This window comes from Trichocoleus sp. FACHB-40 (assembly GCF_014695915.1).
GTDB lineage: Bacteria > Cyanobacteriota > Cyanobacteriia > Cyanobacteriales > FACHB-T130 > Funiculus > Funiculus sociatus.
The window spans coordinates 1-14955 of record NZ_JACJPF010000058.1 but is presented as its reverse complement, the minus strand read 5'-3'; the positions used below and the strand labels follow the sequence as shown (position 1 = coordinate 14955).

The following is a 14955-nucleotide window of genomic DNA, read 5'->3' as shown; positions in this document are numbered from 1 at the left end:
GAGAAAAAATAAGGTAGGCATTGCCCACCTTATTTTTAATTAAAAGTTGTTAACTCAAGTGTTAATCTTCGGCAAAAATGTAGCGATATAACTCGCTGGGGTCGGGTTCGGGGCTACTTTCGGCAAATTTAACCGCATCGTCGATGACGGCTTGGATTTTCCGATCAATTTCTTTGAGTTCTTCTTGAGTTGCCAGGTTTTGCTCTGTGAGATGCGCCGCCAACTTCTTGATTGGGTCGCGGGCGAACCAGAATTCCTTCTCATTTTTGGAACGGAGTTCGTCGGGGTCGGCGAGAGAGTGACCGCGAAAACGGTAGGTGAGGGCTTCAATTAGGGTTGGCCCTTCACCAGCACGCGCACGAGCGACCGCTTCTTTGGCAACAGCCCGCACCGCTAACACATCCATTCCATCAACCTCGACACCCGCCATGCCAAACGCATGAGCTTTCTTGTAAATTTCTGGTACAGAGGTCGCCCGGTCGTGCGCCATACCAATTGCCCACTTGTTGTTTTCCACAACAAACAAAATCGGCAATTTCCACAGCGCTGCCATGTTCAAACATTCAAAAAACTGCCCGTTATTTGCAGCACCATCGCCGAAAAAGCAAGCAGTTACTTGATCTGAACTAGCATCGCCCAAGGCTTCGCGACGGTATTTGCTGGCAAAAGCCGCACCAGTAGCAACAGGAATTCCTTCGGCAACAAAGGCATAACCTCCCAGTAGCTTATGTTCAGATGAGAACATATGCATCGAGCCGCCGCGCCCCTTGCTACAACCAGTAGCTTTACCGAATAACTCAGCCATCACCTCTTTTGCTGGAACGCCAGCACTCAAGGCGTGAACGTGGTCGCGATAGGTGCTTGAAACATAATCTTCACCGGGACGCATCGCCTGGATAACACCAGTTGACACAGCCTCTTGACCGTTATATAGATGGACAAACCCGAACATTTTGCCCCGGTAGTACATCTCGGCGCACTTGTCCTCAAACGACCGCCCCAAGACCATATCCTCGTAAAGGAGCAATCCTTCCTCTTTGGTGATTTGAGTTTGAGCGGTATCAAAGACGGGTAAAATGCGTTCCTGAACCATTGATTTTAGGGATAAACTTAACTTGATTGGTTGAAGGGCGGTTTTTATGTACCAAGATACGCTTCTACTATAGAAGCTAAGGGGTATAATTATCGCACTATTCTATAGTTTATGTTTGATTATAGATATTAATTTAGTCGCTTGGGGCTGAGGAAGTAGACTGTGAGAATTCCGCTCGATTACTACCGGATTCTGGGCCTGCCAATTCAGGCTACAGCTGAACAGTTGCAGCAAGCTTATCGCGATCGCGCTCTGCAACTTCCTCGGCGCGAGTATTCTGAGATTACGATCGCCGCCAGGAAACAACTTTTAGACGAAGCTTACACTGTTCTTTGCGATCCAGAACAGCGTGCCGCCTACGATGCCACCTTTCTTGGCAATGTGGAGCCTCGTACCGAAATAAACGAAGCACCAGCCAAAGCTGATGTTGACCCCTATACCCCCAGCGTCGAAATTCAAAGCGAGCAGTTTGTTGGGGCGCTGCTGATTTTGCAAGAGCTGGGAGAATACGAACTGGTGCTGAAGTTGGGACGGCCCTTTCTCAGCCGCGCCAGCATCAGTTTAGAAAAAGGTCGTTTGGGCGACCCGGAACTGGTGCAGCCAGATATTGTTTTGACTCTGGCGCTGGCTTGTCTAGAACTAGGTAGAGAGCAATGGCAGCAAGGTCAATATGAAAATGCTGCTACCTCTCTGGAAACTGGTCAAGAATTATTGTTGCGAGAGGGGTTATTTGCCAGCGTGAGAGGTGAAATTCAAGCGGATCTCTATAAGTTGCGTCCCTATCGCATCTTGGAATTACTCTCGGCTAGTGAGGAAAAGGTTGCCGAACGCCGCAAGGGATTGCAGCATCTGCAAGAAATGCTGCAAGAACGCGGCGGAATTGATGGCACAGGCGAAGATCAATCTGGGCTAAGTATTGATGACTTTCTTCGCTTCATCCAGCAGCTACGTAGTTACTTAACTGCGTCTGAACAGCAGAACCTATTTGAAGCAGAAGCTCGTCGTCCTTCGGCGGTTGCCACTTATTTAGCAGTTTATGCCCTATTAGGGCGGGGGTTTGCCGAACGACAGCCCGCCCTGATTAGACAAGCCAAGCAGATGCTGATGCGTTTGGGTAAGCGTCAGGATGTACATCTGGAACAGGCAGTGTGTGCGCTGCTACTAGGTCAAACAGAAGAAGCCAGTCGCGCTCTGGAACTCAGCCAAGAGTACGAACCTCTGGCCTTTATTCGAGAACATTCTCAGGGTGCGCCAGATTTGCTACCAGGATTGTGTCTCTACGGAGAGCGCTGGTTGCAAACGGAAGTGTTTCCCCACTTCCGAGACTTGGCTTCAGTACGGGCTTCTTTGAAGGATTATTTTGCAGATGACCAGGTTCAGGCTTATTTGGAAGAGTTGCCAGTAGAAGAAGATGTGACCAACGAGTGGGCGGTAATGCCGACTCAGCAAGTATCTTATGCGGCTGCTCCCCCTGGACGGAGTGTGAGCGATCCACCAGGATTCCGCAAACCTGTGGGGGCAGAAAGTTCCAATAACGGAGCTTCGAGGGAAGAGACAAGAGAAAATGCCGAAGATTCTTATGTATCACCTCCCTTGGAACCTACTGCTGCCTCTCGACTGGCAAGTATGACTGCTACAATCGCTCGTCCGCAGGCAAATGGTGCTTCTCCTCTACCGACGGCAGAGCGAATTGTTATACCGTCGCCGGAAACCGAGGGGCAAGATACAGGCTTGGCTGGCGATTCTTCAGTGCGATCGCGCAAGAATGGCAAAGCAGAAGCCAGAAACGCCACGTTCGCTAGCCGCTTACGTAGAACCGATTCTGGCTCAAAAGCATCGCCAAGTGGGGGAGATTTATCGACTCGTCGCGCCAGCAGAACATCGAAGTTGCGATCGCCAAAATCGGGGCGGTTGATTTTACTCTTAATTGCCGGAATCTTGGGCGCGGGAGTTTTATTAATGCTCTTAGTCGCTACTTTCAATTGGCTACAAAAAACCCTCGGCAGTTTCTCGGAACCCGAATTAGTGGGAGAGCAACCTTGGGTACAACTGGCTGCACCTCCTATACCAATTCCGGAACCTGGTAGTCAGTTAATCGCTCCAAGTGGCCCTCTAAACGAGGAAACTGCTCGACAAGTAATTCAGATTTGGCTATCAAGTAAAGCAGATGCTTTCGGTTCAGAGCATAACGTTGATAAGTTACAGCAAATCTTAGTTGATCCAGCTTTATCTCGCTGGCAGAGAAACGCCCAAACCGTTAAAAACACTAACTCCTATCGGAAGTACCAGCACAAGGTCGAAGTAACATCTGTTCAAACAGGGGATACTAACCCAGATCAAGCTAGCGTAGATGCACAGGTGAATGAAGCCGTAGATAGTTATCGAGCCGGTGAGCAAAATAAAGTCAATTCTTCCGATGAAAGTCTGCGTGTCCGTTATGACTTGGTACGCAGAGATGGTCAGTGGCTGATTAAGGATATGACTGTGCTGAAATAGTCACTTGTTCGTTGAAGGATTGTTAACTGCTAAGGCGAAACTGGCTAATTGTTCAAAAACCATTAGCTATTAACTCGTGATTAATAACTAATGACGGAAACCCTGTTTCACGCTTATACACCTTTAATCCTGTGGACAGGGCTGGGCCTAATCTTATTTAGATTTCTTCCCAGCGCTTTGCCTAGGTTTCTGGGTCGTACTCTCTATTGGGTTGGGGTGCCGTTAGAAATTCTAGCGCTGGTTCGTCGCACCAATTTTTCTCAAATGTTGGACTGGCACCAAGTATTACAGTGGGAGCTTTAATATTGGGTTTCACTTTGGCATGGCTGAGTTTGGGGGTTTGGAAAAAATTTGTTGCACCAGAAAGCGAACATAAAAAATATTTTTTACCTGATTTAGATCGGTCTACTCAGGACAGTTTTATCCTAGCCGCAATGTTAGGAAATACAAGTTTTGTGGGGTTAGCGATCGCTCCCATTCTGGTTGGCACTCAGGCTGTTGGTCTGGCTGTCTTCTACAGCGTCACTCAAAACATCTTTGGGACTTACGGGCTAGGCGTATTCTTAGCCAGCTACTTTGGGCGACTATCTGTAGGTAATAGTTGGTGGATTCAAATTCGAGACGTTTTAACTGTTCCTTCCCTGTGGGCTTTCATAACAGGATGTGTCACTCACTCAATTAAATTGCCTTCCTCAATTGAATCAGGACTACAAAGTTCTGTATGGTTTGCCATTTCTGGAGCCTTTGTGCTGATGGGTATGCGACTGGCTCAGATTCAGGGATGGAAGAGTTTTCAGACGGCTGTGCTACCTGCCATTTTAAAAGTAGTCGTTCTGCCAACACTGATCGGAATTGTGACGACACTTTGCGGCTTGTCAGGCGAACCGCGCTTAGCAATGGTGCTGATGTCGGGTATGCCTACAGCATTTGCTGGTCTGATCCTGGCAGAGGAGTACAACCTTAACCGAGATTTAATCGCCAGCAGTATTGTCGTGAGTACAGGATTGATGCTGCTGATGATTCCTCTATGGGTAGTTTTGTTCGGACAGTAGATCCAGCTACCCGTTACGCCAAAGCCAATATCTCAGAATTGTTAACCTCGCTTTCCCTTTAAGCGAAAGAGTTGGGGGTTAGGTTTATCTTAATCGAAAAATATTAACGCCAAAGCTAGAAACCCGGTTGCTCGGTTATTTGTCAGGAAAGCCTGACATTCTTACCTTACCTAGAAAGTATTTAGGCAAATGCTCCCCGGTAGTTGATCCCACATCCCGCAAATTGTCATAAATCTATGACAATTCGATCCCCTGGTTGCCTATAACTTCGTAGATATACCTATAATCGGCCCAGAAACCCCTTGATTTAACCAGGAATTTTTTACAACATAAGATTAACAAAGCGATCCCGCGATCCCAAAGAAATGTGGAAACCGCATTTCTGAAAACATGGGTGATCAGTTCGCTTCTCAATTCAGATGGAAAGCAAGTAAGTCTTCAAGGTGTCGTTTGAAAATCCTGCTACTTAAAGGAAAAATCGACTCGCTCAAGACCGGAACCAACTAAAAGACGTTACGGATTTCAGTAAGAGGCAATATTGCCCAGCTTTCCGAAGTTGAAGAGACGCGAAACTGCACTTTGTGCGCTTCGTTAACCAGTCTCTAGAGGAGTAACCTACCTGCCGAAAGAAACTACCGGAGACAATACGTTATGGCAAAAGAACGCCCACCCCTAGAAGAGATGACATTGCGGCAACTTCGCAAAGTTGCCAGTGAATGCAGCATCTCTAGATACAGCAGAATGCGGAAAGACCAACTGCTGGCATCAATTCAAGAAGTTCAACGCACCAAGATTTCTCTCAGTCCATCTCGCACACTGGAGGCACAAGAAGAAGTGGAAGCAGCAAAATTTGAACTTGGTCAGGAAGACCGGACTGGCGGTACGCTGGCATCCGTAGACGAAGGATTAGGAGATTTACCTGGTGGTTACGGTGAAAGCCGCGTTGTCTTGATGCCTCGCGATCCGCAATGGGCTTACACGTACTGGGATATCCCCAACGAGCATAAAGAAGACTTGCGCCGTCAGGGGGGACAACAACTAGCTCTGCGACTGTATGATGTCACAGACATGAGCCTGGAATACCAAAGCCCACACAGCATTCAGGAATATCCTTGCGACGAGTTAGCGCGGGAATGGTATTTGCCGATGCCCGTGAGCGATCGCGACTACGTTGTAGATATCGGCTACCGCTGTGCAGATGGTCGCTTTTTAGTCTTAGCTCGTTCCGCTCCCGTGCGCGTTCCTCCCGTTTATCCTAGCGACTGGATTGAAGACCAATTCATCACCCTAGCCTGGGAAGAAGACCTGCGCGGCAAAACCTTCCTCGAATTGGTTCCTCCAGCCAAGAAAATGCCAATGGCAGCAACTGGTTACAGTGCCGCCCCCGCCACTGGCAACCCCATCTACGACGAAATCTTCGGCATGGCTCAGACCACCGAAGCTCAGCGCGTAGCAGGTTCGCTGTACGGTTCCATGCAGCAAGTACCCCTCGCAGAACAAGCCATCAGCTCCTACGTCTTCCCCTCTGGCGTTGGTATGTGGGCAGTTCCCACCACCTCTGGTCTTACCATGTCCGGTGTTGGAATGTCGGGTGCTGGCTTCTCTGCTTCCGCAATACCTATGCGTCCGCGTCAGTTCTGGTTAATTGCCGATGCTGAGCTGATTGTTTACGGTGCTACCGAGCCTGATGCTACTGTTACCATTGGGGGTCGTCCAATTAAGCTGAATCCCGATGGTACTTTCCGCTTCCAAATGTCCTTCCAAGATGGGTTGATTGACTATCCGATCATGGCTGTCGCGGCTGATGGCGAGCAAACCCGCTCAGTTCACATGAAGTTCACCCGCGAAACTCCTAGCCGGAATACCAATACTAAAGAAGAAGCCGTTCCCGAATGGTTGACCTAAAAGGATGAGGGATGAACAAAAATGAATTAATTCTCCCTTCCTTCCTCAGTTCTATGTCTTGAGAAGTTTCCCCCGACGCAAGTTGGGGGATTATTATTAGAAAATTATGAAACCTGAACAAATCAACGCTAACCTTACAGAAATATTTGGTGCAGAAGCTATTGAGGCAACCGCACCCGGATTGTGGCAAGTAGAAACGCCCCAAATGCGGCTGTTGGTGCTACTATCCGACGATGGATCTTGGTTGCGAGTTCTAGTACCAATCGCACCCGCTCAAGAAGCTCAACCGTTTTTAGAACAGCTCTTAGAAGCCAACTTTGATAATACCCAGGAAAGCCGCTATGCCCTGCATCAAGAGGTGTTATGGGGCGTGTTTCAGCACAATCTTGATAGTTTAAGTGGAGAGGATTTTTCAGGAGCGATCGCGCGACTCGTTTCTCTGCATCAAACAGGTTTATCCGACTGCTTTAACCAGCTCATTGAAACTCGCATCAGTCAAATTATCCTCGCTGCCAAACAACAGGGACAATCCCTCGAAGCAACACTCCAAACCTTAGATCGGTTTTATGAAGAAGGTTTAATGGGTGAAATGGATCTAGGCGCTGAAGCTCGTGAACAAGTGCTGGCAGCTTGGCGACGTCAATTAGAACGCCTCTGGCCAGAAGTGGAACCTTAACACCATTTTAGATTTTGGAATTCCCCCTAAAAATGTAGGGGGAGCGGATTTTGGATTGTGAAACTCTAGCCTCCAGAGAGTTTTAGCAAACTAGGTATAACTTCTAATCATACTTTTTATCTTATGGGCATCCTTCAAATTCTTAAAGAAGACTATCAGAGATTCCCAGAAAACCAGACCTTCAGCATCTATGCAAAAGATATCTTTTTCCAAGATCCCCTCAGCAAATTTCGTGGTCTTGGGAAGTATAAAGCCATGATTGGCTTTATCAACACCTTTTTTATTGCCGTCAAGATGGATTTACACGACATTCGCCAGTCAGGAGACACAATAAACATGGAGTGGACATTAAGTTGGAATACCCCGCTTCCCTGGAAACCACGCATTGCTGTTCCCGGCTGGAGCGAATTAAAAGTCAACTCCGATGGGTTAATTAATTCTCATATTGACTACTGGAAATGTTCCCACCTCGATGTCCTGAAGCAGCATATCCCCGGTTCATCCCGTAAAGGGAATAAAAATGAATAATTTTTAGAGTAAATTTACTATAACGGCTTATAGAAGGTAGTAAAGTAAATAAATTTCATTTAGGATTCAAACTAAGGAATCAAAATCTTCAAGAATACCTGTACTTAGAGAAAACCCGCTAAAGTAAATAAATATAAGCAATTTTCAAGCGGGGTTTAATTATCAATGCGTGTAATTTTAATGACAGGGAAAGGAGGCGTTGGCAAAACGTCTGTAGCAGCTGCAACGGGCTTGCGTTGTGCTGAACTCGGCTATAAAACCTTAGTTCTTAGCACCGACCCCGCCCACTCTCTTGCCGACAGTTTTGACCTAGAATTAGGACACGATCCGCGTTTAGTTCGCCCCAACTTGTGGGGAGCAGAACTAGACGCGCTGATGGAATTGGAAGGCAACTGGGGTGCTGTCAAGCGCTATATCACCCAGGTTTTGCAGGCGCGGGGATTGGATGGCGTACAGGCGGAAGAATTAGCCATTCTACCTGGGATGGATGAAATTTTCGGTTTAGTTCGCATGAAGCGCCACTACGATGAAGGCGAATTTGATGTACTCATTATTGACTCAGCTCCTACTGGAACTGCGCTAAGACTGCTAAGTTTACCCGAAGTTAGCGGTTGGTATATGAGACGTTTTTATAAGCCATTACAAGGAATATCAGTTGCTCTAAGACCTTTGGTTGAACCCATTTTTAGACCACTTGCAGGTTTTTCTTTACCAGATAAAGAGGTCATGGATGCTCCCTATGAATTTTACGAGCAGATTGAAGCCTTGGAAAAAGTATTAACTGACAATACTCAAACTTCGGTGCGCTTAGTCACCAATCCAGAAAAAATGGTGATTAAAGAGTCTCTTCGCGCCCATGCTTATTTAAGTTTGTACAACGTTGCTACAGATTTGGTGGTGGCAAATCGGATTATACCAGAGCAAGTGACTGACCCCTTCTTTCAACGTTGGAAGGAGAATCAGCAGCAATATCGGCATGATATTCACCAAAATTTCCATCCATTGCCTGTGAAGGAAGTTCCGCTTTACTCTGAGGAAATGTGCGGTTTGGATGCCTTAGAACGGCTGAAGGAAACGCTATATAAGGACGAAGACCCGACTCAGGTATATTACAAGGAAACGACTCTGAGAGTTGTCCAAGAAAAAAACCAGTACAGTTTGGAACTGTATTTACCTGGTATTGCCAAGGATCAAGTTCAATTGAGTAAAACTGGGGATGAATTAAATATTACCATTGGCAACCATCGGCGAAATTTGGTGTTGCCGCAAGCACTTGCGGCTTTACAACCATCCGGGGCCAAGATGGAGAATGATTATCTGAAAATCCGATTTGCGGATGCGGTTAAGGTAAGCTGAGAAAATTAATCTAGGCAAATTCAGGGATGGAGGCAGATACTCTAGATTCTAGAGTATCTGCCTAGATTTGCTATTTGCTACTTTACGAGTAAGCTATTAGCGCAATCCCAGCCAAGTGAAAAAGTCCTGATGGGTGAAAAATTCCAGTATTAACAAAGCAACAAACCCTACCATAGCGAAGCGTCCGTTAAGTTGCTCGGCGTAGGGTGAAAAGCCAAAAGCAGGTTCTGGATTGTTATAATCTTCTGCTGGCGTTTGTTTTGGTGTTGGAGTAGTTTCAGGATTCATCGCTTTTAGTTTAATATTGGTCAGATGTTGGTTGAAATTCCAGACTTTGAACAGATTCAATAAGCGATCGGACCACCAACGCCCCCTCGGACGGCTCAAATCCCAAAGGGAACTTACCCCGAACCAGCATTCTTAAACCCAGTGGCCCCAAGCTGATTAACCCCTTAATATCTCGAAAAGAGTTACCCACCACTTGCAGCCCAAATCGGCGTTCATCAATCCAACCGCCTTCCTTAACCAAATCAATTAATACTTTCCGGTGGCGAACTTGGCGGCTGTCTTGGGCATCCTTCCGGTCAAGAATTTCCTGTTTAATTTTACCGATTTGATCCATTGGGGCAACATCCATCGGACAAACCGTATTGCACATAAAACAGCGGGTACAGCCCCAAACGCCCTGAGTCCCCTGATTATATTTTTCCAAACGAGATTCTGTTTCAAAGTCGCGAGAATCCGTCACCATCCGGTAAGCTTTAGCTAAAGCGTGGGGGCCTACAAAATCTGGGTTTACTTCACGGGCATTGCATTCAGAATAGCAGGCACCGCATAAAATACAATTGCCTGTTTGATTCAGTTTCTCTCGCTCTTGGGGTGTTTGCAGAAACTCTCGTTCCGGAACTTGCCTTGCACCAGTGCTGACATAGGGTTCAACAGCTTCAAGGTGATCCCAAAAGCTGTGCATATCTACCACCAAATCCTTAATTACAGGCATATTGCCCATTGGGGCAATAGTAATTTCTGGGATGACATCTGAGGTATTTCTCACTGTATCTGAGGCTGTAGCACTTGCCGCTATCTGTTGCAGCCTTTGCAGTTCACTGCCCACATTTTCCTTGCAAGCTAGCGCAGAACGACCATTGATTCGCATTCCGCAGCTGCCGCAAATTGTGTTGCGACAATTCTTGCGAAAAGCTAAACTTCCATCCTGTTCCCACTTAATACGATTTAGGCAATCCAGAATTGTGTTGCCGGGATCAACATCCAGTGTGTAAGTCTGAACTTGAGGAGGAGAATTTTGCTCCTGCCTAATGACCTTAAAAAGGACTTGCATGATTAAAGGCTCTTCATTCTCTCATCTTCTAGTCTAAGACTGAAATCAGCACTGTGTAGGCAAGCACAACTTTGTTTTACATAGATTGACTTGGGTGTGCAACTCTTATTTTTTATGTCGAGAGCCATGAAGACAAAACAGATCAATCGCCGCTTTGTCATCCCAAAGATAGATTTCCGATAATAGTATACTTTACACTTTAGACTTTATAAAATTATAGAGTCGTTAGCCTCTTGTCTCTGGTCGCTCCTTAAATGACTTGACAAGTGGTAGTAATAACCTCAACTGTTACCGAACAACCAAATTTTGCAGCAAGACATGAACTTGAGGACTCACCTTGTAAAAATCGTTTGTTGGGCTGAGTAAGTTAAATATATATTTTTTATGTACTCAAATATTGGCAGAAGACTCTCTTTACTATACTGTAGATTGAAGTGTATTTTGTAAGACGATGACTGAAACCGCAACATCTCCATTGACAGGGAAAGCACTGCTTCAAAAAGTAAAAGAGCTTTCAAACTTACCACGGCGAGAAACAGCAAAACGCTGTGGCTATTACACCGTGACTAAGAACAACCAGACTCGTGTCAACTTAACAGACTTTTATGACGCAGTTTTGGGCGCTAAAGGTGTTCCTCTCGATCCAGAAGGAACAAAAGATGGACGCGGACGCGAACCAACCTATCGTGTAAGCGTACACAAAAACGGTCAAATTGTTATTGGTGCAACCTACACTGAGGCAATGGGATTAAAGCCTGGTGATGAGTTTGAAATAAAGCTGGGCTACAAGCATATTCACTTAATTCAAGTGGATGGCGATAAAACCCGGGCAGCGGAAGATATGGAGGAAGATACTGAAGACGAGGACGAGGATGAATCTTAGGCAGTAATAGTTACTGGTCTAGGGGTGCTTTTGACAAAACAAGCTGTTTCATCTGAAAGAAAATTAACTGGCTTTCCTTAAAGGGGATTGTCTAGTGTTTTGCTAATACATCGGAGGGCTATTGCATAGTAGCTGCGTGGGTTTATGCTCGCCCTCCGAAAGTATACAAGGCAGTGTTTTCGCTTTCGTTAAGATGTTAAGCTTGTGCCAATGAAAGCTGTCTTGACAATGGTTATTTTTGACCAAATAGAGCGGTTGCTAGCGTTACTTGCAGAGGCAGCCGCTGTGTGGAAAGCGATCGCTTTTTTCCTTGTTTGGCTAGTTCTTTGGTTGCCAGTGGCGATTCCTCTGGCAAAAGTTCTGAAATGGCAGCCCCCTAAGCCATTGGCAGTAGAGCAAAAGCTACCTTTATTAGCTTCGCTTTACTTAATTGCCCCACTGATTGTGTGGGGTGCTTCTTTGGTGGAGGGGGTGCCTTTTTCAGATTACGGCTTGAATTGGAAAGCTTCTGTTTTAGTTTCACTAGGACAAGGCTTAGGCTTGGCTGTGCTAAGCCTGGTGGTAGTGTTTGGCATCGAAAAAGCCTTGGGCTGGATAAATTGGCACTGGGAAGAAGATCAAAGTTCTCCAGAGGCAGAGATCCAGTCACCCAAAATTGGATCGGTAGTGGGATCTATCCTGCTACCGACACTATTAATAGGATTGTTGGTAAGTGGAATTGAAGAGTTAATTTTTCGGGGATTTTTGCTTACTTCCCTCCAGCAAGATTATTCAGTTTGGGTAGCGGCAGTAATTTCTAGCTTAATTTTTGCTCTGCTACATCTGGTTTGGGAACAGCAAGAAACTCTGCCTCAGCTGCCGGGATTGTGGCTGATGGGGATGGTATTAGTATTAGCCCGTGCTTGTGATGGTGGTAGTCTGGGTTTGCCTTGGGGACTACATGCGGGTTGGATTTGGGTTATAGCTAGTTTGGATACCGTTGGGTTGATTACTTACACGGGTAAAGTTCCAGCTTGGATGACTGGGTTAGGAGAAAAACCCTTAGCTGGTGGGATGGGAATTCTGTGTGTATTGGGAACTGGAGGCGTTCTTTGGGTGTTATTTAATTGAGCCGAGGACATGAAATAGTCTAGAGCAAACAAAGCCTGAGATTATCGATATCAGAAGAAGTTTTGGGGAAGCGATCGCAAATCAGCCACAGTTTATGATTCAGTTTCGGCAGTTGAAAACCTATGACCGAGCAATCTACTGATTACGATAGTCCCTGGAAAGAAGTCATAGAGGAATATTTTCCCAGCTTTTTGGAGTTCTTTTTCCTCTTAGTTTATGCCGAAATCGACTGGCAGCGAGATCCAGCCTATGAATTTCTAGACACAGAACTACAACAGCTAGAACCAGATGCAGAAATTGGGCGGCGTTTGGTAGATAAAGTCGCGAAGGTTTGGCTGCTGGGAGGCGAAGAAGCTTGGGTATTGGTTCATGTGGAAGTTCAAGGGAAGTACGACAGCAAGTTTGCCGAACGAATGTACACATACAATTACCGCTTGTATGACCGCCACAAACAGCGAGTTATCAGTTTAGCAATTTTGGCAGACGAAGAGAAAAATTGGCGACCTTCTAGCTACGGTTATCAACTTGGGGGATGTCGCGTTAGTTTAGAGTTTCCCGTAGCGAAACTTTTGGACTATGAGGCGCAGTGGGAAAGTCTAGAACAAAGCACTAATCCCTTTGCTGTAATTGTGATGGCGCATTTAAAGACTAAAGCGACGCACCGAAACCCACAGAGTCGTCTACAGTGGAAACTAAGCCTGGTCAGAAGGCTGTACGAACGGGAGTATAGCCGAGAAGATATCCTAAAGTTGTTTCGGTTTATCGACTGGCTGATGATGCTACCAGAAGAGTTGGCGCAAGGTTTTAAAGCAGTAGTAAAAAGTTACGAGGAGGCGACTAGAATGCGTTACGTAACCAGTATCGAGCGGTTGGCAAAGCAGGAAGGGATGGTGGAAAAGGCACGAGAGGATGCGATCGCAGTCTTGGAAACGCGGTTTCCAGAAGTGCCAAACTCTATTGTCGAGAGGATTAACGGGATAAACGATCCGTCCGTCCTGAAAACGCTTTTCACAAGAGCGATTCTTATTGGTTCTGTGGAAGAATTCCAGCAAGTCTTGGATGAAGTGGTTTCTGGATGAGCGATCGCGCCTTCAACGAGTTGCAGTTAAAATCGTCACTGGATTAAGAGGCGAAAACCGCGTCAAGTTTCCCACAGGTACGGAACGCGATAGCTGCACTTGCAACAACTGGTAATCCCAACTGTGACGGGAAAGCCAATCCAAAGCTGTATTAAGATGTTCTAAAGTTGCTAGTGCCAACACCAAAACACCATTAGAAGTTAGCTGATTATTACAGGTATCGAGAATTTCAGTTAAATTGCCGCCGCTACCACCGATAAAGATGCGGTTGGGTGGTGGAAGTTGAGATAAAGCTTCTGGTGCATCGCCATGAATAGAAATTACGTTTTCTACTTGGAAGCGATCGCAATTTTTCTGGATTAAACTGGTGCCAGCAGAGGTTTTCTCAATCGCATACACGCGAGACGTGGGGAACAAACGGGCAATTTCGATAGAAACCGATCCTGTTCCGGCACCGATATCCCAGATAATTTGTTTTGGCTGTAGTGCTAGTTCTCCTAATACGAGAATACGCACTTCGCGTTTAGTCATCAAACCTGGGCGATCGCTAAAACTCAAAAAACTCCGATCTGGTAATCCCAGCATCGGCAAAGATTCTAAATTTAGAGGCAATTCATCCGCCTCTACACGTAGTAATACCACGACATTCAGGGGTGCAAAAGTTTTATCCAGCAGGCTGTCTATCGCTAAACATTGAACCTGTTCATCGACACCGCCGAGATTTTCACATACCCAGAATTGGTAATTGCTGGGTAAATCTAAGGCAACTAACAGATGTGCGATCGCATTTGGCGTATTCGTCCCATCTGTCAGCACCGCAATCTTCTGCACGCCTTGTTGGAGTGCTACAGTTAACTCGTCAAGCGATCGCCCGTGAGCGCTAATCACCCGCGCATCCTGCCAAGGCACTTTAATTTTATTGAAAGCCAGTTGAACCGAACTCAGATGCGGGTGAAAAGTTAATTGTTCTGCTGGAAGTTCTACAAGTAGCAGCCGTCCCAATCCAAAAAATAGCGGATCGCCGCTGACTAATACCACAATTATTTCTGAAGTAACGTACAAGCAATTGCGAATTTTGTCAATTGCTGCTTTTAAATCCCCTAGTAAAAAACGTTGGGCTGGATGATGGGGAAAGTAACAGAGGTGGCGATCGCTTCCAATTAGCAGCGTAGCCCGATCCACAATTTGCCGCACAGTTTCTGTTAGTCCTGCTGCGCCATCCAAGCCAATTCCGACAACGTGTACAGTCATAGAAAAGCAAAAGGCGATCCCCTCTGTCCCCCTTTTTAAGGCAGGGCTGATTCATTGGTGAGAGAAAAAAGAGCATGAAGAAAATGGAGAGGTAGTCGTTGTCTACGTTAGTGTAATGAGCTTGATAGCGCATCTGCAACAAATTCGAGATTTCCGCACCCAACCCCGTTATCCGTTGTGGGTAGTA

At 46.2% G+C, this 14955-nt stretch carries 12 protein-coding genes and 1 pseudogene; 9 read left to right on the top strand and 4 right to left on the bottom strand.

Features of this window, described 5'->3' with window-relative positions; genetic code table 11:
• Positions 1 to 61: 61 nt before the first annotated feature.
• Entirely contained in the window at positions 62 to 1093 is a 1032-nt protein-coding gene (gene pdhA, locus H6F63_RS13355; RefSeq protein ID WP_190438498.1) for a pyruvate dehydrogenase (acetyl-transferring) E1 component subunit alpha, read from the bottom strand.
• A gap of 162 nt (positions 1094 to 1255) precedes the next feature.
• On the opposite strand from pdhA, the gene H6F63_RS31000 reads away from it, so the two are divergent.
• The 6 genes and pseudogenes from H6F63_RS31000 (at position 1256) to H6F63_RS13325 (ending at position 9106) form a co-directional block, all read left to right on the top strand.
• Positions 1256 to 3589 (top strand): IMS domain-containing protein, encoded by a 2334-nt coding sequence (locus H6F63_RS31000; RefSeq protein ID WP_190638034.1) that lies wholly within the window; start codon positions 1256 to 1258, stop codon positions 3587 to 3589.
• A 90-nt stretch (positions 3590 to 3679) separates the two neighbouring features.
• Positions 3680 to 4641: pseudogene (locus H6F63_RS30995) on the top strand (AEC family transporter).
• 651 nt (positions 4642 to 5292) lie between these two features.
• Positions 5293 to 6546 (top strand): DUF4912 domain-containing protein, encoded by a 1254-nt coding sequence (locus tag H6F63_RS13340; protein ID WP_190638032.1) that lies wholly within the window; start codon positions 5293 to 5295, stop codon positions 6544 to 6546.
• Between the two features lie 106 nt (positions 6547 to 6652).
• Positions 6653 to 7222: a CesT family type III secretion system chaperone gene (locus H6F63_RS13335; protein WP_190638030.1), complete on the top strand. Its 570-nt coding sequence runs from the start codon at positions 6653 to 6655 to the stop codon at positions 7220 to 7222.
• Positions 7223 to 7345: 123 nt separating this feature from the next.
• Entirely contained in the window at positions 7346 to 7750 is a 405-nt protein-coding gene (locus tag H6F63_RS13330; protein ID WP_190638028.1) for a DUF2358 domain-containing protein, read from the top strand.
• A 165-nt stretch (positions 7751 to 7915) separates the two neighbouring features.
• Positions 7916 to 9106, top strand: a complete 1191-nt coding sequence (locus H6F63_RS13325; protein ID WP_190418665.1) for a TRC40/GET3/ArsA family transport-energizing ATPase — start codon at positions 7916 to 7918, stop codon at positions 9104 to 9106.
• A 96-nt stretch (positions 9107 to 9202) separates the two neighbouring features.
• Here the strand turns inward: H6F63_RS13325 and H6F63_RS13320 are convergent, their stop codons facing one another.
• Both H6F63_RS13320 and H6F63_RS13315 read right to left on the bottom strand, forming a co-directional pair.
• Positions 9203 to 9394 carry a chlorophyll a/b-binding protein gene (locus H6F63_RS13320; RefSeq protein ID WP_190638025.1) on the bottom strand — a complete coding sequence of 64 codons (192 nt, stop codon included), beginning with the start codon at positions 9392 to 9394 and terminating at the stop codon, positions 9203 to 9205.
• A gap of 10 nt (positions 9395 to 9404) precedes the next feature.
• On the bottom strand, positions 9405 to 10445 hold the full coding sequence (locus H6F63_RS13315) for a succinate dehydrogenase/fumarate reductase iron-sulfur subunit (protein ID WP_190638023.1): 1041 nt from the start codon (positions 10443 to 10445) through the stop codon (positions 9405 to 9407).
• A gap of 451 nt (positions 10446 to 10896) precedes the next feature.
• Between H6F63_RS13315 and H6F63_RS13310 the strand changes: the two genes are divergently transcribed.
• From H6F63_RS13310 to H6F63_RS13300, 3 genes are all read left to right on the top strand, one after another.
• Positions 10897 to 11328 carry an AbrB family transcriptional regulator gene (locus tag H6F63_RS13310; RefSeq protein ID WP_190443063.1) on the top strand — a complete coding sequence of 144 codons (432 nt, stop codon included), beginning with the start codon at positions 10897 to 10899 and terminating at the stop codon, positions 11326 to 11328.
• 210 nt (positions 11329 to 11538) lie between these two features.
• A complete protein-coding gene (locus H6F63_RS13305) occupies positions 11539 to 12438 on the top strand; it encodes a type II CAAX endopeptidase family protein (protein ID WP_199298004.1) in 900 nt (299 codons plus the stop codon).
• 122 nt (positions 12439 to 12560) lie between these two features.
• Entirely contained in the window at positions 12561 to 13517 is a 957-nt protein-coding gene (locus H6F63_RS13300) for a transposase (RefSeq protein ID WP_190638021.1), read from the top strand.
• Between the two features lie 12 nt (positions 13518 to 13529).
• Here the strand turns inward: H6F63_RS13300 and cbiE are convergent, their stop codons facing one another.
• Positions 13530 to 14768, bottom strand: a complete 1239-nt coding sequence (gene cbiE / locus H6F63_RS13295) for a precorrin-6y C5,15-methyltransferase (decarboxylating) subunit CbiE (RefSeq protein ID WP_190638018.1) — start codon at positions 14766 to 14768, stop codon at positions 13530 to 13532.
• Positions 14769 to 14955: the final 187 nt, after the last annotated feature.

Bases quoted from the DNA above. Each gene is read 5' to 3' on its own strand.
- H6F63_RS13320 (WP_190638025.1), bottom strand. From the start codon at position 9,394: ATGAATCCTGAAACTACTCCAACACCAAAACAAACGCCAGCAGAAGAT.
- cbiE (WP_190638018.1), bottom strand. From the start codon at position 14,768: ATGACTGTACACGTTGTCGGAATTGGCTTGGATGGCGCAGCAGGACTA.
- H6F63_RS13310 (WP_190443063.1), top strand. From the start codon at position 10,897: ATGACTGAAACCGCAACATCTCCATTGACAGGGAAAGCACTGCTTCAA.
- pdhA (WP_190438498.1), bottom strand. From the start codon at position 1,093: ATGGTTCAGGAACGCATTTTACCCGTCTTTGATACCGCTCAAACTCAA.
- H6F63_RS13330 (WP_190638028.1), top strand. From the start codon at position 7,346: ATGGGCATCCTTCAAATTCTTAAAGAAGACTATCAGAGATTCCCAGAA.
- H6F63_RS13325 (WP_190418665.1), top strand. From the start codon at position 7,916: ATGCGTGTAATTTTAATGACAGGGAAAGGAGGCGTTGGCAAAACGTCT.
- H6F63_RS13315 (WP_190638023.1), bottom strand. From the start codon at position 10,445: ATGCAAGTCCTTTTTAAGGTCATTAGGCAGGAGCAAAATTCTCCTCCT.
- H6F63_RS13305 (WP_199298004.1), top strand. From the start codon at position 11,539: ATGAAAGCTGTCTTGACAATGGTTATTTTTGACCAAATAGAGCGGTTG.
- H6F63_RS13300 (WP_190638021.1), top strand. From the start codon at position 12,561: ATGACCGAGCAATCTACTGATTACGATAGTCCCTGGAAAGAAGTCATA.
- H6F63_RS13335 (WP_190638030.1), top strand. From the start codon at position 6,653: ATGAAACCTGAACAAATCAACGCTAACCTTACAGAAATATTTGGTGCA.
- H6F63_RS13340 (WP_190638032.1), top strand. From the start codon at position 5,293: ATGGCAAAAGAACGCCCACCCCTAGAAGAGATGACATTGCGGCAACTT.